Origin of the sequence: Pontibacter rufus, assembly GCF_015694705.1 — a bacterium.
Classification (GTDB): domain Bacteria; phylum Bacteroidota; class Bacteroidia; order Cytophagales; family Hymenobacteraceae; genus Pontibacter; species Pontibacter rufus.
In genome coordinates this window covers 395,632-414,748 of the sequence record NZ_JADQDR010000001.1, presented here as the reverse complement: position 1 = coordinate 414,748, position 19,117 = coordinate 395,632, and the positions used below count along the sequence as shown (strand labels likewise).

The following is a 19,117-nucleotide window of genomic DNA, read 5'->3' as shown; positions in this document are numbered from 1 at the left end:
GGATGATAGTAACTTTAGTTTTCAGCTCATACTTTCTGTTATACTTACCAGCATCCGCTCTTGCTCAGTTTTATACTTGGCATGTTTCATTTCTGGCTTTGGTGCGCTCTGGCCCGCGAGGGCTCGTCCTTGCAATTCGCGCGGTGGCGTGAAGCTGCCTACCGGCTCCCGCAGGCATACCATTTCTCAGGTACTTTGCAGCGACTTACAACTATCTTTCACTTGTGCATGCAGTACGCTACCATCCGGGCTGAATTCGAGGTGGCAGCACTCCAGAAACAGGGCTTTCAGCTTTTCGCGGCCACGCTGGATACGGGATTTAGCACCGGAGTATGAAATCCCTAGTCGGGTGGCAATCTCTTTCTGGCTGATGCCTTCCAGTTCGCTCAAACGAAGCGGCCCGGCATACTCTGGTGGCAACAACGCAATAAGTGGCGCTACCAGCGCCTCTACCTCTTGCCGGGACTGCTCCGGAAATGCTTCTTCCTCCGGCAACTCGCCTGCTACTTCTATGCTACTGCGACGGCTGTTCTCGCGGTAAAAATCGATGATGGCGTTGCGTGTAATCTGGTAAAGCCAAGCTTTAACGTTCTGTACATTTTGCAGCTGCTCACAGTTTTTATACACTTTCAGGTAGAGCTGCTGCAGCATATCGTCAGCTTCGGCTTTATCGGCTATGCGCTTCTGCACAAAACCTTTTAATTGCGCCTCATAAGCCAGAAAAACAGGAGCCACAGCCGCACAGCAATCTCCAGCCGGCATACCCGCATTTAAAGAATTGCAATCCGATAAGGCTGATCTATTTTTCATCCGTTGAAAATATAAAATTTTCTCAACAACTCATCTTGTATACATTCCCGCTCAGGCAGCTATAGTCCGAAAAGCATTCAGGCGCAAACTAGTGCTACTGCCCGGGTATCAGCCTTTTATTTTGTACTAAATGGCAATAGCTTGTTCTTTGGCTGACCGGGCATTGTTACCTTCACCATAAATAGTGGCTTCTCCGAAAGTATAAAAAGCTTCCCAGTCCACGCCCTGCGGGTCCGTAATCCACGACTTTTCAGATTTGGCGTAGCAGCAGGTGCATTTTCCTTCTTCGCGGATAGCGCCCTTTGCCTTTTTCAGGTTGCCGTATACTTCTGTCAGTTCCTCCGCGCTCTCTGCCTGTATGCCCAGGTGCTCGATGCCGGCGTTTTCGGGGTGCAGCGAAATGGCAAAGTTAATGCGCGGATCTTCCAGCATCCACTTGGCATAATCCGCTTTCAGGACAGTTGGCGCTGCAGCAAAAAGGGCGTTGTAAAAGGCAACAGATTCCTGCAGGTTTTTAACGCGTACGTTTACGTGAAATCTTTTCATGGCTTTGCAGTTTAAGTGTGTTTTTGAAATACACGCTGATGACGGCAGGACTTCTGAAAAGACGCAGGTTTCCGAAAAAATTTAATAAATATTTTTGATATGCTGCGCTTTGCCCTCTTTCCGGTAGCACAGCGCCAGCTTTACGGGCTTTCCACACTGCGCCGAATCCAGGGAACAGGCTCCTCCTGCTACGGCAGAAAGGGCAGCAAGGCGATAGCAATAACTATCGTTAAAGCAGCACTTACTAAGCCTACACCGGCTGCCCGCCACCTCGATTGCAGCTTTCCATTTAGCCCGACATGGTCCTGCACGTACACCGCCTGCAGCCGCTGCGCCAATAAATAACAAGCGCCCGATTCTATTGCCGGCAACAAATAAGTGGGGAGCTTATCTATAACCTGCAAGGGCAACAGCAGCAGGAGCAACATTAAAATAACAGTAGCCGCAATTCCCCACAAGATGGCTTTGCGACCGGCTTCTTCTTCTCCGACGCTGAAATAATTATGAGCCAGCAAATAGGCTGCTCCCAACGGACCTCCTACAAACGCACAGGCAGCTACCGCTTTTGCGTGGTACAGTTTTCCTGTTGGTTCAGGCAGTTCTTCTACCAACGGCAGCCCCGCAACCAATTCCTCTTCTATCATTTAAGTATAAAAATGAATTATGGAATATTTTTCACGAACACCAGTTGCTGGTTGTCGGCCGATACCAGCTTGTTCATAAATTCGACCAATTGGGCGTATGTTTCCGGCTTAAAGCGGCCAATGGGCATCTGCAGGCTGCGGATATAGGTTACCTGTTGCCCGTCTACCTTAATGGTGGTTTTGTACTGGCCAAAGGCAGTACGCAGGTCCATATCCTGCGGCTGAAACTCCAGCGCAAATCCTGCCGGCAGCTGAAACGATACGGTATCCACATCTTTAAACGCCATGCCCCGCATTACTACGTCTGTCAGCCGCTTTTCTTTGGCTACAGGCGAATACGTCCACTTGTTCATCAGGTTCGGCTTCAGGAAAAGGCGCTTGCCACTTACGGTAGCGTACTGCCGCAGGCGCAATTCCAGATCTTCCGTAACAGAAGGCACGGCATCTTTCTGCTCTTTCCAGGTATAGCTGTTGATATCGAAGGCTGGTACCTCCACATGCTCGTAAAGCCATTTTTTCTGCTCGTCGGGCTTTACGTTGTGCAAGGCTATACTTCGCGCTTCTGATTGCTCTCCGCTAAAAACCGTCCTCACACTAGCCGTGCCGTTGCCTTTTTCGTCCAGTTGCACGCTTATACTTCGGATCTGGGTATTGTCGGAAGCGCCATACATGGGTGTTTTCACCAGTTTGCCTCCCTCGGGCGTAATAAGCAAAGCATGGCGGTTGCCCGTAAAACTACCGGCATACCCAGCAGCCTGATTCTGGTTGGTGCATTCCAGCCACAGGCTGTCGCGCTCCAATGGCACGCACAACACCACATGGTTAAACTGCTGACTCGGAAACTCTGTCAGGATGTCGGATGCACCGTCGCCGGCGCGGATAAGGGCCTGGTATGAGTTGATGCCTACAGCTTTCAGCATGGCCTGTGTATAGTTAGTCAGCGCTTTGCAATCGCCATAACCCTTGCCGTCCACAAAAGAAGCTTCAAAGGGCTGCCAGCCGCCGATACCCAGCTGGATAGAAACATAGCGGGTGTTGCCCTGCAGGTAACTATAAATTTTCCGTACTTTTTCTTCGGATGTTTTAGCGCCTGCCACCATGCTTTGCAGTTTCTGTCTGGTAGCCTCCGGCAGCACATCGCGGCCGCTGTTCAGTTTGCCTACCCACAGGCCGTAATCTTTCCAGTTTTGCATACTGCCCTGGTAACCCTCCACTTCGAATGTACCGGGTGCGGTGCGCACAAACGGCACCAGCTCCGAAAACATAGGGCCAAATGGTTCCTGCTCCACCGGCGCCAGATCTTGTACCTGCCAGGTATACACTTCATGGGTAGCGGTTTTTTCTTTTTTGAGCGGCACAGGCAGGTTCTTCTCCAGATAGCGCAATGGCATACCCAAGGGCGACAATACCCGGAAAGTAGATTTCTCCACAGCCAGATTTTCCTCATCCAGGGGCATCCATAATGGGTAAAACAACATGTTGCCCGAGGTAACCTGATATTCGAATTCCACCGTGTAAGGATAAACCGAATGCGTCAGATCAGCAATCTTCACACGGTTGTCCTGAAAAAGATTCCCGTCGGAAACAGCGCTTACATCCACAATATCAGACTTGCGCAGCGATTTTATCTTCTTGCCGAAGCTGTCGTAGGAAGTAGCATTAATATAATCTACCTTCTTCAGTTTGTCGTAGGGCACATACAGTTTGGCCCGGTCGCTGCCATTTTCGTTCAGGATGGCAATGGTGGTTTTAAAATACGTGGTGCTGCTGCTCACAGAATTAACGGTGAACACGGTTTCTTCGGAGCGGATAAGCACGTTTGCCCCCTTGGTAAGGTCATTGGCTGGGCGCGCCTGTACCTGGTGGCAGGCAATAAGGCCAAGCCAGGCATAAAACAGGTATAAAAAACGCATGATCTGAAAATTTAAAATGCGGATAAATGATTTAAGCGGAATAACGCTACTGCAAAGGCCGTTTCCAGCTTTATACAGGGTATGGCACTTTACAGTAGCGTTTCCTGAAGTATAAATATGAGTTATTATCTGGCTGTTTAGCTCTTATTTTCCGGCGTTGCCTGCAGCCTGTTCCTGTTGTGTATTACCCGCTGTTACTTTTTTGAGTACAATTTGCTCAGATTGCTTTGTGATGATCTGATTAAAGAACTCTTTCAGGTAAGCGTATTCCGGCGCATAAAATACAGGCTTGTTGATGTTAACTTTACTCATTATCTGCACCACGTTTCCTTCCTGCTTCACCACATACATAAATTTACCACCATTATCAGGCATCGACAGCACTTTGCTCTGGGGCACTTCCTCCATTTCATATCCTTCCGGAAGTGTAAAATTACAGATATAGGTTTCGTCCTGCGGGGCTGCAAAATCTACAGGGTAGGCACGTTCCTCCAGTTTAAAAGGATTTTCTTTCTCCCCACGGCCCAGCATCGGGTCCAGGTAGATAACGCTGTTCTCCTGTCCGCTTCCGCTAGCGGCTATCTCATAAGTAATATCAAGCGGATGGGCTTCGTCGTTCAGGTTTTTAATTTTAGGCTTCAGTATCTTCATGTCGCCTGTTTCCTTGGCAAAGCTCTCTAAAAACTTATCTTCTCCGTCTTCCAGTATAGATTTGCGGGTGTACAGGGCATTGTAGCCTCCTATCGATTCCGTGGCTGTGCCCTTCATATCGCCGTTGCTGCTGATGCTGATGTTCCCACTAAAAAGCTTTGAATAAATAAAGGCCGGTTTCAGTGCCACCCAGCGTTGATCATCCTTTTTAATCAGGCGGCCTTCGCCGTTCAGGCATCTTACCGGCAGGTTACCTGCCGCCAGCAGCGGTTCTGTAGCATCCAGCAGATACTCCGTGTCTCCGATGCGCACATGCGAGATTACGTAATTAAACTTGCTCAGCATAGGAGAGCCTTTGTACACACGGCCATTTTCGCGGGTGCTTAACAGCACAGGCGCAGCATCTAAACCGGCTTCCAGCAACATAGAAGTCATCAGCAGGTTTATTTCGGCAGCAGAGCCCTTTTTGTTATCGTATACTTTGCGGATAGGCGTCATTGCAAACTTACCGTACTTGCCGTCCCACTCAACCCTGTTCTTTACCAGGCTATGGATGGCTTCCATCTGGCTTTCAGGAGTTTTATACTTGGCCATCAGCGCTGCGAGTTCTTCCTTAAAAAAGCCGTTACGGTTCAGCTGTACGCCAAATTTTTCTTCCTCCAACAGGTCGCGTGTTACCTGCTCCCACTCTCCTACCACTATTTGCGCTGATTGTCCCGGAAACTGTACTTTCTGCAACTCAAACTCTATTTTGGCCTGGTAGTCGCTTAGGGTGGTAATGTATTTTTCGGGGCGCAGGGCCGGCACATCCTTCATAGCCCAGCTGTTGGCTGAACTTGGGGCATCCACTTTATCCACACTTGCGGGCTCGCGCCTGGTGTTAAAGCCGCCTCCTTCAGTACTTCCGCTGCGCTTTACATTAAAACTATCCTGTGTTTTGCTGCTTGTTGAATTGTAAAAGGGCAAATAACCCTGCTGCAGGAGTTTGTAGTCAAAATATTCCGGAATCTGCACTTTATATTCGCTCCATGCCACCGGTATTGTCTTCTGAAACTCCCATTCGCGCATGTTCTGAAAAAAATCGGAGTAGATGGTGTATTTTACGTCGATTACAGAACCTTCTTTTACGTTCGGCATCGTAAATTTTTTGGCAGACCAGTTTTCAGTCATCTGCTCATCAAAAACAGCTTTGGATTCGAGCTTATCTTTCTGCACCTTTCCGTCTACCAGGTTGTAAGTATAACCTCTTATACTGGTCACATTTTCTCTGTCGGAGCCGCGCTCATAATAGGGCACCTCTATATCAGCCCAGTTGTAGCCCGATTTCTTAAGGATTTTGATGCGCATTTCGCGCTCAAACACCAGCTTAAAACCATCTGAATACTGGAAATGCGAATAACCTACATCTGAAAGTATAACGGCTGCGGCACTGGTGTCTTTTTCGTACACACGCATTTTCAGCTCTTCGTCGCTTATCTTCCCAAATTTAGCTGCCTGGCCCTGCACCCGGGAGGCGCCAACCGCGCAGGCAAAAAGAAGAAATAATGTCAGGGTAGAAGTTAATGTTCTCATAAAACCTGTTTAGTTGTTAATTTACGTTGTTGACAAAATGGTTTGACTTAGCTGTTGCGTGTAATTTATACCTGCGCAGCCTGTTCCGGCACTTTGAGGAATTACCATGATAGCTTTATAGATAGGTTCGGAAATAGACACGCAGGCATGTTAAACGCTGCCCTTGCCTTCAACGCGCAATGCTCCTAAACCCAACTTCTTGTTACTGATTTACTTAGATCTTCTTATTGTTCCGAAAGTACAAATAAAACAATAATTTTCTATATATTAAATTAAATATTAAATATTTTTTATAAATAATTATAAGAAGCTCTTCCATAACAATTCCTGCACCAGCTGCCGATTGCTGATCAAGCTGAAAATAGCTACAGGCAAGTATAACAGGCTATAGAATAGTATTGTGAGACCAAAAGTTATGAAGCGAACAAGGTAGGCGTAAATAGATGAAAGGTGATAATGGAGACTATGGGCCTTTATTTAAATGAAAGTGCAAGGCTGATGGATACAAGTATGGCAAGCCTCCTGTACAACCCACGGGCGTAAAGTTGTATAAAACGGAAACAAAACGGAGCGACAGCTAAATCAAGTAGCGTGCCGCTCCGGCCAATGTTACAGAGTGTAAATCTTACAGGTAAGAACTAAAGTTGCTGGTATCCTGCCAGAACTCACGACAGGCTTCGCGCTGGTCTTCTATAAATTTGTTATCGCGTTTCAGGTCTTTCCAAGGGCCATAACCCAGGCGCTCGCAGAGCCTGAAAAAGTTATCTCCCTGGTTTTTCTGGCCTTTTACCCGCACAAGCGCACTCAGCAACGGGCGACCGGCAGAATGCTCCTGCTCCGATATTTCATCAATTACTTCGGTTAATCTCGATTTCTCATAAGGATTTTCAAGGTTAAGTCCCAGCTCAGCCTCATAAATCAGGTTCTGGAATGTCATCAGATGCGCTCTTCCGCGAGCTACTTGTATCAGTTTTTTCCGTACGCGTGTGTTCATAAGAGTTTTTCTATAATAAATTATCTTGCCTGATGATTTTAACTTTATGGCAGTGCTTTTTGAAACACTAAAAAAGCTATATATACAGTTTTTAACGTATTTAAACAGGAAAAAGTTTCATATTAAAATGATTTTTCCGCGTATCTAAGCGGTTGCGTTGTATACTGGTATAAAACACGCTGTTAATGTGCGGTACGCGGCTGCTTTTCGGAGAGATATTTCCAATAACGCCGGGGTATGTGGCGCAAGTGCAGCTTTGGGTTGCGGCGCTCGGGTATGTTCACCTGATCAAAGTATACCTGCCATAGTTGCCTGTATTTATCCTCTTCGCCATGCAGAGCTGCTGCGTGCAATGTGGCATGCCGCTGGTGCGGCAATTCCAGCTCTATCAGGGATGTGGCTGTAAGGTCATAATAGGCGCCATAGCGGCGTCGGGTATCGTAAATGGCCCAGCGCTGATCTGCATAACGCTTTTCGAAATGTTGTACAATAAGCGGCAATACATTATAGTCGGGCGAGATAGTGGCGTAAAATAAGTCATCTGCCGTTTTCCGGAAGCGCACAAAGGCTTCCATCCGGTGCTTTTCGCGGTACACCTGCCTGGCGGCCTGCTGCACCTGCAGTACGCAGGGCGCGGCATAGTTGCCCTCTATACTTGCCTCCTGCGCAAATGCCAGCCGGATATAATCGAAAATAAGTTGTTCGAAACCGGGTTGCTCCCACAGGTAAGTATGGTATAAGGCCTGCTGTGCCGTTACCGACAGCTTTTTCCGGAGGCCATGCCACACACGGTTTGCCTTCTGCTCGCTAGTTACCACGGCAATGGTTTCGCCGAATATACCGGGCTGGGCAAACTGCTCCTGCGCAATGCCGGTGGGCCAGGCATTGCGCTCATAAGCCTCAAACACCACCGTCAGCAGCCCTTCAAAAGAGCCATCATAAGTATAAGAGTACATTCGTGCAGCCCGTGTTACTGCTTACTCTGGCTGCTGCTGCGGTTTTTGTCGATGCTCTCGCCCTGCAGGCGTTGCAGTTGCGGTACCAGCATGTTCAGTTTGCAATAAAGCGATACGTGGGCAACTTTCTGGTTCTTTCTCATGACTGTTACTTTTTTAGGTTGGGTAGATAAAGAAGTATGATTTGCGATAACTGCTTTCTGTTTAGCTGAAGCCATAGCTTTAAAGAAAAATATAAGACAAAAGATGCGGGCAGCTTAGCCGGCCTGCCGGAACAGGTCGAGCTGCTGCCTGAGCAAAGCGCTTGGTTTGGCGCCGTCTCCGAACAAAATCTTATTTCTGATTTGCAGCGAGTCGAATTCCTGGCGCAGCATGCTTTTGGTCTGGCAGGTAATAAAGTATTTTGCCCGCTTCAGAACCACGCCCATCTGGCGCAGGTGGTCGAAGTTGAGCTGTGCAAACCTGCGCGCCGACACAATTTTCTGTGCAGATTTCACTCCGATGCCCGGCACCCGCAAAATCAGCTCGTAATCAGCTGTGTTCAGCTCCACCGGAAAGATAAAACGGTTGCGCAGCGCCCATGCCAGCTTTGGGTCTATATCGGGTTCTAGGTTCGGCTGCTGTTCATCCACCAGTTCCTGCACACTAAAGCCGTAGAAGCGCATCAGCCAGTCGGCCTGGTAAATGCGGTTTTCCCGGATAATGGGCGGCGCTGTAATGATGGGCATACGGCTGTCGCTGCTCACCGGCACATAGCCCGAATAATACACGCGCTTTAAGTTATAGTCCTGGTACAGTTGGTTCGATAACTGCAGAATCTGGTGATCGTTCTCGGCGCTTGCGCCCACGATCAACTGGGTGCTTTGCCCGGCGGGCGCAAATACCGGAGCCGATTTAAACAGTTTCTTTTCTTCCATGGCTTGCACTACCTGCTGTTTAATCGTATCCATCGGCAGCAGTATCTCTGCGTAATTTTTCTCCGGCGCCAGTTGCTGCAGGCTTCTCTCCGTTGGCAGTTCAATGTTCACGCTCAGCCTGTCGGCATACAGGCCTGCTTCCTTTATCAGTTCTTCGCTGGCACCCGGAATCGTTTTCAGGTGTATGTAGCCGTTAAACTTATGCTCCTGCCGCAGCTTTTTGGCCACACGCACCAGGCGCTCCATGGTATAATCCGAATTCTTAAAAATACCTGAGCTCAGAAACAGCCCTTCTATATAGTTGCGGCGGTAAAAGTTAATGGTCAGATCCACCACTTCCTGCACCGTAAAGGCCGCCCGCTTCACATCGTTGCTGCGGCGGGTAACGCAGTAGGCACAGTCGTAAATACAGTAGTTCGTCAGCAGGATTTTAAGCAGCGATACGCAACGGCCATCCTCCGTATAGCTGTGGCAAATGCCCATTCCTTCGGCATTCCCCAAGCCTTTGTTCTCGTTTTTCCGCTTACCACCGCTGGAGGAGCAGGACACATCGTATTTAGCGGCATCTGCTAAAATAGTTAGTTTATCTGTTATCCTGCTGTCCATTTCTACTGTCTGAATACTTTTATTGCTTTAAAGATACGGTGTTTGGCTAAATATACCCAACTAAATTAGCATTTATTTATACACAAGGTTATCAACATCTTGGTATAAGCTAAATATATTAGTACTAAAAAGTATAATTCAGATTCAAAATGCAGCCTCTGTCTGCGTATCACCTATTTTGCCTGCGCTCTTATCACATCTGTCAGCTTAATCCGTTATATTAGTAGGCTTAACCAGGCGCTTCCAATACCGGCCATACTTCATGTTGCTTTCATACTCCTCTGTCACCCGCTATACTTTTGTGTGCTTTCTCGGCATGCTGTGCCTCTGGGCGGGAGTGTGCCGGGCGCAGGAAAGCAATCCGCCTAAAGTTAAACCCGACACCACCCTGCTGCCTGCCGCCACCGATACCACACAGAAGTTTGATGAGCGCATCATGAACAACCTCCGCCAGATGTCGGAGCGTAAAACCATTATGGGCAAGCTGCTGAAGGCTATCCTGGTGTTTGATCGGGTAGATGAGAATTTTGAGGGAATGGACGCCGAGCTTATCCGGCAGGAATATGAAAAGCACAACTATAAAATAGTCCGCCACATCGACATCCTGAGCCTCGATCCTTTCGGCTACTCTATCAGCGACACGGCGCGCGTGCCGCAGAACTTTTTTGAGAAAGCCGGCAACGCACTACACGTAAAAACCGGACGCGGCCTTATCCGCAACAAGCTGCTTTTTGAAGCCATGGAGCCGCTGGAGCCCCTGGCGCTGGTAGAATCCGAGCGTTTGCTGCGCCAGACCAGTTACCTGCTCGATGCGCGTATTATCGTAAACGAACAAACCACCACCGACGACAGCGTGGATGTGTTCGTCATCACGAAGGACATCTTTTCGCTGGGCGGTTCCGGCTCTTTTTCCGCATCTTCCGGGTCAGGCCGGATATCGCTGCGCGAGCTTAACTTTCTGGGTCAGGGACATCAGTTGCGCACCTCCTACCGCTTTAACATGGACCGGCCAAGGCCCTGGGAACTTTCCGGCGCCTATGCCATCGAAAACATCGGCAAAAGTTACATTTCTGCGGACATCAATTATATAAACGAAAATTATTATAAAGAGAAAAGCGCTTTTCTGCGCCGCGACTTTTACTCGACCAACACCAAGTATGCCGGTGCTGCCGGGTTTATTTCTGTTAAAGAACGCCTCTTGCTGCCCGCTATGGCCGAAGACACAGTGGCCCGCTACGGCGATCTCAGTTATACCCGTCACGACGCCTGGCTGGGCAGGGCCTTTCAGTTTAAGTCTTACAACCTGGGCTACGAATCCAGGGGCCGGGTAATAGCGGGCCTGCGGGTGGTAGATACGGATTATCATACCACCCCCACCAACAACTTTCAGGACAATACACTGCTGCTGGGCAGCCTGGGTTACAGCATCCGCAAGTATTATAAAGACCGCTATTTGTTTGGTTTTGGCCGGACGGAGGATATTCCGGCGGGGGCTTTGGTGACGTTTACCATGGGCTACGAAAAAGGCGCCCTTACCAACCGGCGCTACGTCGGGGCGTCTGCCTCTGTGGCAAAGTATAGCAAGGATTTCGGTTACCTGTATGGCAGCGTTAACTATGGCACATTTCTGCACGATGGCCAGGGCGAGCAGGGCGTACTGGAGTTGCAGTCGCTTTACTTTACAAAGCTGTATGAGTGGGGCAACTGGAAGCTGCGCCACTACGCACAGGGCAGGGCTACTTTTGGCATTAACCGCCATGCCGAGGAACTGCTCTCTATTAATAATGAAGACGGCCTGCGCGGTTTTCGCTCCGACCTGCTGCGGGGCACGCGCCGCGTTTCGCTTAACTACGAGGCAAACTTTTACACGCCCCTTTCGCTGTTTGGGTTCCGGCTGGCTGCCGTCGCCTTTGCCGACGTGGCCTGGCTTTCGATGGGCAACAAAAGCTCGCCGTTCAGAGAAGCGCCCTATAGCGGATACGGCATCGGCATCCGGTTGCGCAACGAGTACCTGGGTTTCAGCACGATACAGTTCCTGGTAGGTTATTACCCAAGGCTGCCCGGCAACGAAGACCTGCGCAGCATCAAAACACTTGGCTCTACCCGCTTATACTATGATTTTACAGACTTCCGGTTCTTAAACCCAAGCGTGGCCGAGTTCCGGTAAAAGCGGCCGCTTTATACCTGCCGGGCTGCGGCGGCCGCTCAGGTTATACTAGCCCTGAGCGGGGCTGGTGCGGCAGTTCGCTAACTATACTTTGCCTGTCTCCCTGCCACACTTTTATACCATACCTTTCCGCAAGCGTATAGCCCTTTTAACCGACCGCAGTTTTCGTTAAATTTGCAGTACACCCCAAACCACAGCATAAAAACAACCATGGTAGATCTTGGCAACTATAACGAACTGGAAATTGCACGCGAAGTAGATTTCGGCGTTTACCTTACCTCGGAGGACGGCGATATCCTGCTGCCGAACAAGTATATTCCGGAAGGCGCTAAAGTTGGCGATTTTGTACGGGTATTTGTATACCGCGACTCCGAAGACCGGGTTATTGCTACCAACCTGATGCCCTATGCTACTGTCCGGGAGTTTGCCTGCCTTACCTGCACCGACACTGCACCGTTCGGTGCATTTCTGGACTGGGGACTGGAGAAGGACTTGCTCGTGCCGCTGCATAACCAGAAAAACAAAATGCAGGCAGGCCGCAAATACTGTGTATACATTTACCTCGACGAAACCTCCGACCGCGTGGTAGCTACCTCCAAGCTGGGCAAATACCTACATAACGAGGACGGAATCAGCCTGGATGAGAACGAGGAAGTGCAACTGCTGGTAGCCGGCCTGACAGATATCGGGATTAAGGTTATCATCAACAACAAATACATGGGCATGCTGTATAAAAATGAGGTGTTCCAGGATTTGCAGCTCGGAGATAAGCTTACCGGCTACATCAAAGCCATCCGCCCCGACAATAAAATTGACGTAACCCTGCGCAAACCCGGCACCACCATAGTTACCGAGTCGATGGAGGCGGGCGAGCGCATTCTGAACCTGCTGCGCCAGGGCAGCGGCTGGCTCCCGCTCTCGGACAACAGCACGCCCGAAGATATTTACAAACTGCTGGGCATGAGCAAAAAAGCCTTTAAACGCGCCATAGGCGGCCTGTACCGCGAAGGCAAAATCGAACTCACCGACAACAACATCCGGCTGAAGCGCTAAAACCGTTGTGCCTGGCGCATCCGGAGAGCGCATACAGGAGTTGCACATGCGGCCTGCACCATCGCTTCGAAGTTTCCGGAGAGGTTAGGGATGCCACCCCACAAATTTCCGGGCAAAACTATTATACTTTATAGACTATATAGCGGTTAAAAACGTAAGTCTGCGTAAGTCGAAATCCTATGCAAAAAGTAAGAACTGCCCTTATTGCCGGCGCCAGCGGGCTGGTAGGCGGGCATTGCCTGCGTCAGCTCCTCCAGAGCGATCGGTACAGCCAGGTTATCTCCGTTGGCCGCCATGAAATGCCGCTTATCCATCCCAAGCTGGAGCAGCTGATCGCAGACTTTGATGACCTGAAATCATACGCTACCGACATGGTGGCCGACGATGTATACTGCTGCCTGGGCACTACTATCAAAAAAGCAGGGTCTAAACAGGCTTTCTACAAAGTAGACCACACGTATGTGGTGCAACTGGCGCAGGTAACTGCCGGCAAAGGCGCCGCGCAGTTCCTGGTGGTGTCGGCGATGGGCGCAGATGCCGGTTCTATGATTTTCTATAACAAGGTAAAAGGCGAGATGGAACGCGATGTGCAGCTGCCGGAACTGGAAACTGTGCATATTTTCCGGCCTTCGCTGCTGCTGGGCGAACGGGAGGAAGTGCGCAGCGGCGAAGAAATCGCCTCCAAAGTAATGGAGCCATTGAGTAAGCTGATGGTGGGCCCGCTGAAAAAGTATAAGCCCATTGCTGCCGAAACCGTGGCCAAAGCCATGCTGTATGCTGCCACCCTGAACCAGCATGGTGTGCACATCCACCCTTCGGATGCGATTGCCACAATGGGCGCTAAACTATAGCCCCAGCCCTGCCTGGCCAGAACCCGGCATACAAATTAAAATTTTACAGGTATAGCTGCCAGCGCAAAGCAGGCGTCATCCGCAATCATACCTGATTCCTTATGCATGCTTAGGGAATGGGAACAAACAACGAGATAATTAAAGCATCTCATCAAAGTATAAACATTTTGATTGTCAAGTATAGGCAAGAAAAAGCCTTATAGCCGATACCCTCGGTATCCGGGATGTTCCACTTGATACTCGTGTCCTTTTACATATACTTCCGAACTATGTCACAAAACAAACTACAGCATGTGTTTCCCAAGGCCTCCCGTTACGATCCGGAGTGGGTGCGGCGCAATTCTATGGGTGAAAACGTGCTCCTGAACCTGGAAAGCCTTACCAAAAACCTGGAACTGAAACCCGGTATGCGGGTGCTGGATTTAGGCTGCGGCAAAGCCATCAGTGCTATTTTTATGGCCAAAGAGTTTGATGTTACCGTGTGGGCGGTGGATGAGGCGATTCCGGCCAGCGACAACTACCAGCGCATACAGGACGCAGGCTGTTCGGATCGCGTTGTTCCCCTGGAGGCCGATGCGCGTGCGCTGCCTTTTGCCGAAGAGTATTTTGATGCAATTGTGGTGGTTGATTCTTATACTTACTTTGGCACCGATGACAAATACCTGCCTTATATCGCTCGTTTTCTGAAACCCGGCGGGCGCATTGCCGTGGTGGATGTCTGTTTCTCTAACGAGATTGAATCGCTGGATCAGGTGCCTGAATTCCTGCAAAAGGATTATCAGAACTACTGGTACTTTATACATACCGTGAACTGGTGGCGCAAACTATGGGAGAAAACAGGCCTGGTGCAGGTAGAAGTTGCAGAAAAACTGGCGGAGGCCGAACTGGTACGGCAGCAATATGTGCAGGATTTTGAGCAACAGGGGGAAAAAGATCCTTTTGCTAAAGCGCTGGCGCAGGATAAGGAGCATTTTATTTCTTTTTTCAGGATAATCGGGCGGCGCACCGGCAAATCAGCTTACCTGCAGGATTATAAGGAGAGCAGTAAAAAGTAAATCCGCTTTATGAATTAAGATCCTAAGCAACAGTATATCAGCAGCCTGGCACTTCAGGCGTCAGTTTGTTTCCGCCGGAGCCGCCGGGTGCATCGGTGCCTGCCAAAGTATAAAGTTAATTTTGTATATACACTTGGCTTATTAATGCGTTAGATTTTTAATTTTGCAGCCGCCAAAGCAACAGTTGGTGTTGTATCCGCAACAATTTTACACCTTTAATCTCTCATGAAAATTATTTTCCGCATTTCATTCGCATTGGCGCTCGTTCTGGCCGTGACTTTCAGCGCCGAAGCCCAGCGTGGCTACACGACCGGTATCGGTTTAAGAGGAGGCGCGGCCTCTGGCCTCACTATCAAGCATTTTATTCAAAACGATGTTGCGCTGGAGGGCATTGTCAGCACCAGCTTTAAGTATAGAGGCACCGTTATTACGGTATTGTACGAGAAGCACGCGCAGGCTTTTAACACCAGCGGTTTGCTGTGGTACTACGGACTTGGCGGCCATGTAGGCTTTTACAACGGCCACGACTATTATGATCCCGGCAATAAACATTATGGTGATGACAATGTGTATGGCGTAGGCGTAGACGGCGTATTGGGCCTTGAATACTACATCCGCGACATTCCGTTTACCATCGGCGCCGACATAAAGCCATACCTTAACCTGCCGCGTGGCGGCGGCTTCTGGGATACCGCCCTGCATGTGAGGTATGTGTTTTAATTTGCTATTGCTGATAAATGAAAACCAGATGATGCCTGCTATACTTTACAGCAGGCATCATCTGGTTTAATACAAGTACATTCAACTGGCGCAAGTATTTAGTAGAATGTCATTTGCCTATTAAGCTTTGCTTATACTTACAGCGCCTCCACAACAACCCTGGTAACCGTTACGCCACCCAGCACACCGTAACCACTGTTCACATTGCTGTACACGTTCTGGCTCTCTGCAAAAGGATTATCATCTGAGCGCCATTGTGCCTCCAGGGTTTTGGCAAATAAATATTCTGATTCGGTGAGTTGCTGCACCTGCACTTCCAGGTACCGGGCATAACGCTTTTTGCCTGTCTGGAAACTGGCATAATCTATACCCGGGAAGGCGATGCGGGTGAGCAGCGTAATCTTACCCGACGAATAAAGTTCATCGCTGAACAGATCGCCCAGGCGCGGCTTTTCGTTGTTCCCAAAATCTGCCCCGTCATACGCATCAATGGATCTGGCCGGGGAATCGGCAATACGGGCATAAGTGCTGTCGAGCGGAACTGCCACCAGGCGGTAGTAATTCTTCTTGCCCGGCTCGTCGGCTATGGTCAGTTTCAGATCCCCCTCAATCGTATAAGAATCAGCCGGCGATGGTTGTCCGTCAAAGCTCAGATCTGTCACAACTGGTTTTTCGGGCAGCATGGTGGTGGCTTCAATATCCTGAAAAGTATGCGCAGAGGCTCGTATGGTATAGGTCTTGCCGGGTTCAGGTACGAAGTTTTTAGTGGAAGCATAATAGCCCTGCATTTCAACCTTGTAGCCGTACTCACTTTGCGTATACCCTGTATGTGCATACTCTTCCACCACGTTACCGCTTTCGTCATATAACTTCACCGTGGCATTGGCCATACCCGTCAGGCTCTCATCCGGATAAAGCACACTCTGGCTTCTGCCAATAAAAAGGGCGCTATACTTGTACTGGATGCTGTGTTCTGCCAATGTATCTACGTTAGCCAGCGCCAGCCGCAGCGTGAGCTTGGGTTCATGTTCCGGCAGATCAACTTCCTGCTCCATCTCGCACCCGAACATTCCGGCAGCCAGCAGGGCAAACAGCGCGAAAAGCTTTACTTTATACTTCATCATACCTAAAACTTAAAGCTTTTGGAAAAGGACGGAATAATGGGAAACAGGGCCACCTGCCGGAAAGAGGCTTTCTCCCCGTCTTTGGCTCCTGCAAAGTACATGTAAAACGGATTTTGGCGACTGTAAGCGTTATACAGGCTGAAGGTATTTACCACCTCGCCCCAGCTTTTTGTTTTGATTTTGCTGAAGCCAAGGTCCAGGCGATGATAGGCCCTCATGCGGTAGTTGTTGCGGGAACTATAGCTGTCCACGGTTTCGTATGCGCCTACAATATACCTCGATTCGGTGAGCGTAACCGCATTACCGGTGCCATATACCCAGGTAGATGAAAAATTCCAGTTACGCGGCAATTGATGGAAAAGCACGACTGAAATGTCGTGGCGGCGGTCGTAGCGGTACGGAAACTTGCGGCCATAGTTAAGCTCTGCAAACTGCCGGTTGGCCCACGACAAAGTATAGCCCACCCAGCCACTGGTGCGGCCTACCTTCTTCTGCAGGAAAAACTCAGCGCCGTAAGCCCAGCCTTTACCCGTTGTTACCTTGGTTTCCCAGTTGTTGCTGATGGTGGTAGTAAAATCAGAGCCTTCCTTATATTCGATGATGCCCTTCATGGTTTTGTAGTAACCCTCCACACTTACCTCATACTGGCCGTCCAGCAGGGTTTGGGCAGCCCCAAAGGCATACTGCGTGGCACGCTGGGGCTGCACCAGTTTGGTAGCAGGCACCCACAAATCGGTAGGCAACCCGATGCCGCTGTTGGTGAGCAGGTGTATAAACTGGCTGGTTTTGGCGTAAGATGCCTTCAGGGCCAGCCTGTCATTTACCAGATAGCGCGCCGTTACCCGCGGCTCCAGCGAAGTATAGGTTTCCCCATCCACAAAAAAGCTGTTCAGGCGCCCACCCACGTTCATCTTTAATTTATCCGACAGCCGTACGTCATCTTCGATGTATACCGATGCTTCTACAGCTGCTGTTTTGGAACCTTGTTTCAAGTCATTTATCTCGTCGCCTTCAATCTCGTCGGTGAGTTGTATGGCGCCGGGCCTGAACTGGTGCTGTATTGCCTGGCTGCCAAACCGAATATAATGGCTGGGGCTGGGCAGGTAATCGAAATCTGTTTTTATACTATAATCGCGGATATTGGACAGGTAGATGAGGCGGGAACTGCTCTCGCGGGTTACTTCCCCGTTTTCCTCGCTCCTGTCCTGGTTCTGTACATCAATATCGAACTGGTAACGGCTGTAAGTGGCGGTGGTATTCAGAAAGAGGCGGTTGTTGAGGATACGGTTCCAGCGCAGGCTCAGCATGTTGTTTCCCCAACCCAAACCGGCTGTTTCTTTACTGTAGTAGCTGCTGTTGTTGTACGTATCGTTGTTCTCGAAGCGGGTGTGAAATTTGTCCAGGCCGGTATAGCCGCTCAGGTACAGGCGGTCTTTGGACGTGATTCTATAGTTGAATTTGGCGTTAAAGTCCTGAAAAAAATAACCCACCACGCCTTCTTCCTTGTTCATAAAGGGCCGTGCCAGCACATCCAGGTAGGTGCGCCGGGCCGAGATGATGAAAGAGGCTGTGTCCTTTTTTATAGGCCCTTCTAGTGTCAGTTTGGAGGCGATGATGCCAATGGAGCCTTCGCCATGAAACTCGTGCATATTGCCCTCCTTCATGCTGATGTCCAGCACCGACGACAACCTGCCACCGTAGCGCGCCGGAAAACCGCCTTTCACCAGTTCGATATGGTTGAGTGCATCGGCATTAAACACGGAGAAGAAACCGAACAAATGCGTGGCATTATAAACCGGTGCGCCATCCAGCAGAATCAGATTCTGGTCGGGGCCGCCACCGCGCACGTACAGGCCGCTGGCGCCTTCGGTGCCCGATTGCACGCCCGGCAGCAGTTGCAGCGTTTTTATCACGTCCACTTCGCCCATCAGCGCAGGCACTGCTTTCAGCTGCTCAATGGGCACCGAAATAGTGCTCATCCGTGTTGACTCTTCTATTTTCTCTTCCTTCGAGGCCATCACTTCTACGGTTGCCAGGCTCGTATTAGGCGATAAAGCATAGTTGTAAGTCACATCTTTCGTGAGCTTCAGGCTAAGCCGCTGCCGCCCGTATCCGATGTAAGATGCCATGAGCGCCACGGAATCTCCGGCGTTGAGGGAGAGACTATAAAAGCCATAGCTGTTGGTCGTAGTGCCCTGCCCCGACAAAGCATCATACACGGCTGCCCCAATCAGATTCTCACTGGTTTGGGCATCGCGCACATAGCCGCTTATGGTATGGCGCTGGGCAAAGGCTGCGGAGGTACAACACAGCAGCAACAGGCAAAGGGCTGCCTGTAAAAAAAGATAAGCTTGTTTTTTATAGCGGCTCATGCAGAATAGCATCAACAATCAGGAGCATAAACTACAGAAAATTAAAGCTTTACTGCAACCTAAATAAGAAATATATTTTTATACTTATGCCTATTGTTATACAGGCGTTTCTCAGATAAAGGGGACGATTTACAGTAGCATACGGGATGTTATGGAATTACTCACG

The 19,117-nt window shown here is 49.7% G+C and carries 17 protein-coding genes; 5 read left to right on the top strand and 12 right to left on the bottom strand.

Features of this window, described 5'->3' with window-relative positions:
• Positions 1-21 precede the first annotated feature (21 nt).
• From I2I11_RS01860 to I2I11_RS01820, 10 genes are all read right to left on the bottom strand, one after another.
• Positions 22-183, bottom strand: a complete 162-nt coding sequence (locus I2I11_RS01860) for a hypothetical protein (protein WP_196265958.1) — start codon at positions 181-183, stop codon at positions 22-24.
• Positions 184-186: 3 nt separating this feature from the next.
• On the bottom strand, positions 187-762 hold the full coding sequence (sigZ, locus tag I2I11_RS01855; RefSeq protein ID WP_230679828.1) for an RNA polymerase sigma factor SigZ: 576 nt from the start codon (positions 760-762) through the stop codon (positions 187-189).
• A gap of 174 nt (positions 763-936) precedes the next feature.
• Complete coding sequence (locus I2I11_RS01850; protein ID WP_196265956.1) at positions 937-1,356, bottom strand: ArsI/CadI family heavy metal resistance metalloenzyme; 420 nt, start codon at positions 1,354-1,356, stop codon at positions 937-939.
• 188 nt (positions 1,357-1,544) lie between these two features.
• The gene (locus tag I2I11_RS01845; RefSeq protein WP_196265955.1) at positions 1,545-2,000 is read right to left on the bottom strand and encodes a hypothetical protein; all 456 of its coding nucleotides are present in this window, start codon (positions 1,998-2,000) and stop codon (positions 1,545-1,547) included.
• Positions 2,001-2,017: 17 nt separating this feature from the next.
• The gene (locus I2I11_RS01840) at positions 2,018-3,913 is read right to left on the bottom strand and encodes a DUF3857 domain-containing protein (protein ID WP_196265954.1); all 1,896 of its coding nucleotides are present in this window, start codon (positions 3,911-3,913) and stop codon (positions 2,018-2,020) included.
• 144 nt (positions 3,914-4,057) lie between these two features.
• Complete coding sequence (locus tag I2I11_RS01835) at positions 4,058-6,136, bottom strand: DUF3857 domain-containing protein (protein ID WP_196265953.1); 2,079 nt, start codon at positions 6,134-6,136, stop codon at positions 4,058-4,060.
• Between the two features lie 625 nt (positions 6,137-6,761).
• Positions 6,762-7,130 carry a hypothetical protein gene (locus I2I11_RS01830; protein ID WP_230679827.1) on the bottom strand — a complete coding sequence of 123 codons (369 nt, stop codon included), beginning with the start codon at positions 7,128-7,130 and terminating at the stop codon, positions 6,762-6,764.
• 182 nt (positions 7,131-7,312) lie between these two features.
• Positions 7,313-8,086 (bottom strand): TIGR03915 family putative DNA repair protein, encoded by a 774-nt coding sequence (locus I2I11_RS01825; RefSeq protein ID WP_196265952.1) that lies wholly within the window; start codon positions 8,084-8,086, stop codon positions 7,313-7,315.
• Between the two features lie 14 nt (positions 8,087-8,100).
• Positions 8,101-8,229 (bottom strand): hypothetical protein, encoded by a 129-nt coding sequence (locus I2I11_RS21395; protein ID WP_255531332.1) that lies wholly within the window; start codon positions 8,227-8,229, stop codon positions 8,101-8,103.
• Between the two features lie 114 nt (positions 8,230-8,343).
• On the bottom strand, positions 8,344-9,609 hold the full coding sequence (locus I2I11_RS01820; RefSeq protein WP_196265951.1) for a putative DNA modification/repair radical SAM protein: 1,266 nt from the start codon (positions 9,607-9,609) through the stop codon (positions 8,344-8,346).
• 262 nt (positions 9,610-9,871) lie between these two features.
• Here I2I11_RS01820 and I2I11_RS01815 point away from each other — a divergent pair, with 262 nt between their 5' ends.
• The 5 genes from I2I11_RS01815 to I2I11_RS01795 all read left to right on the top strand — a co-directional run bounded on the left by I2I11_RS01815 (position 9,872) and on the right by I2I11_RS01795 (position 15,455).
• Positions 9,872-11,776: a BamA/TamA family outer membrane protein gene (locus I2I11_RS01815; RefSeq protein WP_196265950.1), complete on the top strand. Its 1,905-nt coding sequence runs from the start codon at positions 9,872-9,874 to the stop codon at positions 11,774-11,776.
• Between the two features lie 210 nt (positions 11,777-11,986).
• Positions 11,987-12,829, top strand: coding sequence for a CvfB family protein (locus I2I11_RS01810; protein WP_196265949.1), 843 nt, complete (start codon positions 11,987-11,989; stop codon positions 12,827-12,829).
• Between the two features lie 179 nt (positions 12,830-13,008).
• Entirely contained in the window at positions 13,009-13,680 is a 672-nt protein-coding gene (locus I2I11_RS01805; RefSeq protein ID WP_196265948.1) for an oxidoreductase, read from the top strand.
• A 269-nt stretch (positions 13,681-13,949) separates the two neighbouring features.
• On the top strand, positions 13,950-14,735 hold the full coding sequence (locus tag I2I11_RS01800) for an SAM-dependent methyltransferase (RefSeq protein ID WP_196265947.1): 786 nt from the start codon (positions 13,950-13,952) through the stop codon (positions 14,733-14,735).
• Between the two features lie 225 nt (positions 14,736-14,960).
• On the top strand, positions 14,961-15,455 hold the full coding sequence (locus I2I11_RS01795) for a hypothetical protein (RefSeq protein ID WP_196265946.1): 495 nt from the start codon (positions 14,961-14,963) through the stop codon (positions 15,453-15,455).
• 137 nt (positions 15,456-15,592) lie between these two features.
• Here the strand turns inward: I2I11_RS01795 and I2I11_RS01790 are convergent, their stop codons facing one another.
• Both I2I11_RS01790 and I2I11_RS01785 read right to left on the bottom strand, forming a co-directional pair.
• The gene (locus tag I2I11_RS01790; RefSeq protein WP_196265945.1) at positions 15,593-16,579 is read right to left on the bottom strand and encodes a DUF4249 domain-containing protein; all 987 of its coding nucleotides are present in this window, start codon (positions 16,577-16,579) and stop codon (positions 15,593-15,595) included.
• A gap of 2 nt (positions 16,580-16,581) precedes the next feature.
• Positions 16,582-18,951: a TonB-dependent receptor gene (locus I2I11_RS01785; protein ID WP_196265944.1), complete on the bottom strand. Its 2,370-nt coding sequence runs from the start codon at positions 18,949-18,951 to the stop codon at positions 16,582-16,584.
• Positions 18,952-19,117 lie beyond the last annotated feature (166 nt).

What these genes read in the sequence shown, in the direction of transcription:
- I2I11_RS01860 (WP_196265958.1), bottom strand. Translation starts at nt 183, where the DNA reads ATGGTATGCCTGCGGGAGCCGGTAGGCAGCTTCACGCCACCGCGCGAA.
- sigZ (WP_230679828.1), bottom strand. Translation starts at nt 762, where the DNA reads ATGCCGGCTGGAGATTGCTGTGCGGCTGTGGCTCCTGTTTTTCTGGCT.
- I2I11_RS01850 (WP_196265956.1), bottom strand. Translation starts at nt 1,356, where the DNA reads ATGAAAAGATTTCACGTAAACGTACGCGTTAAAAACCTGCAGGAATCT.
- I2I11_RS01845 (WP_196265955.1), bottom strand. Translation starts at nt 2,000, where the DNA reads ATGATAGAAGAGGAATTGGTTGCGGGGCTGCCGTTGGTAGAAGAACTG.
- I2I11_RS01840 (WP_196265954.1), bottom strand. Translation starts at nt 3,913, where the DNA reads ATGCGTTTTTTATACCTGTTTTATGCCTGGCTTGGCCTTATTGCCTGC.
- I2I11_RS01835 (WP_196265953.1), bottom strand. Translation starts at nt 6,136, where the DNA reads ATGAGAACATTAACTTCTACCCTGACATTATTTCTTCTTTTTGCCTGC.
- I2I11_RS01830 (WP_230679827.1), bottom strand. Translation starts at nt 7,130, where the DNA reads ATGAACACACGCGTACGGAAAAAACTGATACAAGTAGCTCGCGGAAGA.
- I2I11_RS01825 (WP_196265952.1), bottom strand. Translation starts at nt 8,086, where the DNA reads ATGTACTCTTATACTTATGATGGCTCTTTTGAAGGGCTGCTGACGGTG.
- I2I11_RS21395 (WP_255531332.1), bottom strand. Translation starts at nt 8,229, where the DNA reads ATGAGAAAGAACCAGAAAGTTGCCCACGTATCGCTTTATTGCAAACTG.
- I2I11_RS01820 (WP_196265951.1), bottom strand. Translation starts at nt 9,609, where the DNA reads ATGGACAGCAGGATAACAGATAAACTAACTATTTTAGCAGATGCCGCT.
- I2I11_RS01815 (WP_196265950.1), top strand. Translation starts at nt 9,872, where the DNA reads ATGTTGCTTTCATACTCCTCTGTCACCCGCTATACTTTTGTGTGCTTT.
- I2I11_RS01810 (WP_196265949.1), top strand. Translation starts at nt 11,987, where the DNA reads ATGGTAGATCTTGGCAACTATAACGAACTGGAAATTGCACGCGAAGTA.
- I2I11_RS01805 (WP_196265948.1), top strand. Translation starts at nt 13,009, where the DNA reads ATGCAAAAAGTAAGAACTGCCCTTATTGCCGGCGCCAGCGGGCTGGTA.
- I2I11_RS01800 (WP_196265947.1), top strand. Translation starts at nt 13,950, where the DNA reads ATGTCACAAAACAAACTACAGCATGTGTTTCCCAAGGCCTCCCGTTAC.
- I2I11_RS01795 (WP_196265946.1), top strand. Translation starts at nt 14,961, where the DNA reads ATGAAAATTATTTTCCGCATTTCATTCGCATTGGCGCTCGTTCTGGCC.
- I2I11_RS01790 (WP_196265945.1), bottom strand. Translation starts at nt 16,579, where the DNA reads ATGATGAAGTATAAAGTAAAGCTTTTCGCGCTGTTTGCCCTGCTGGCT.
- I2I11_RS01785 (WP_196265944.1), bottom strand. Translation starts at nt 18,951, where the DNA reads ATGAGCCGCTATAAAAAACAAGCTTATCTTTTTTTACAGGCAGCCCTT.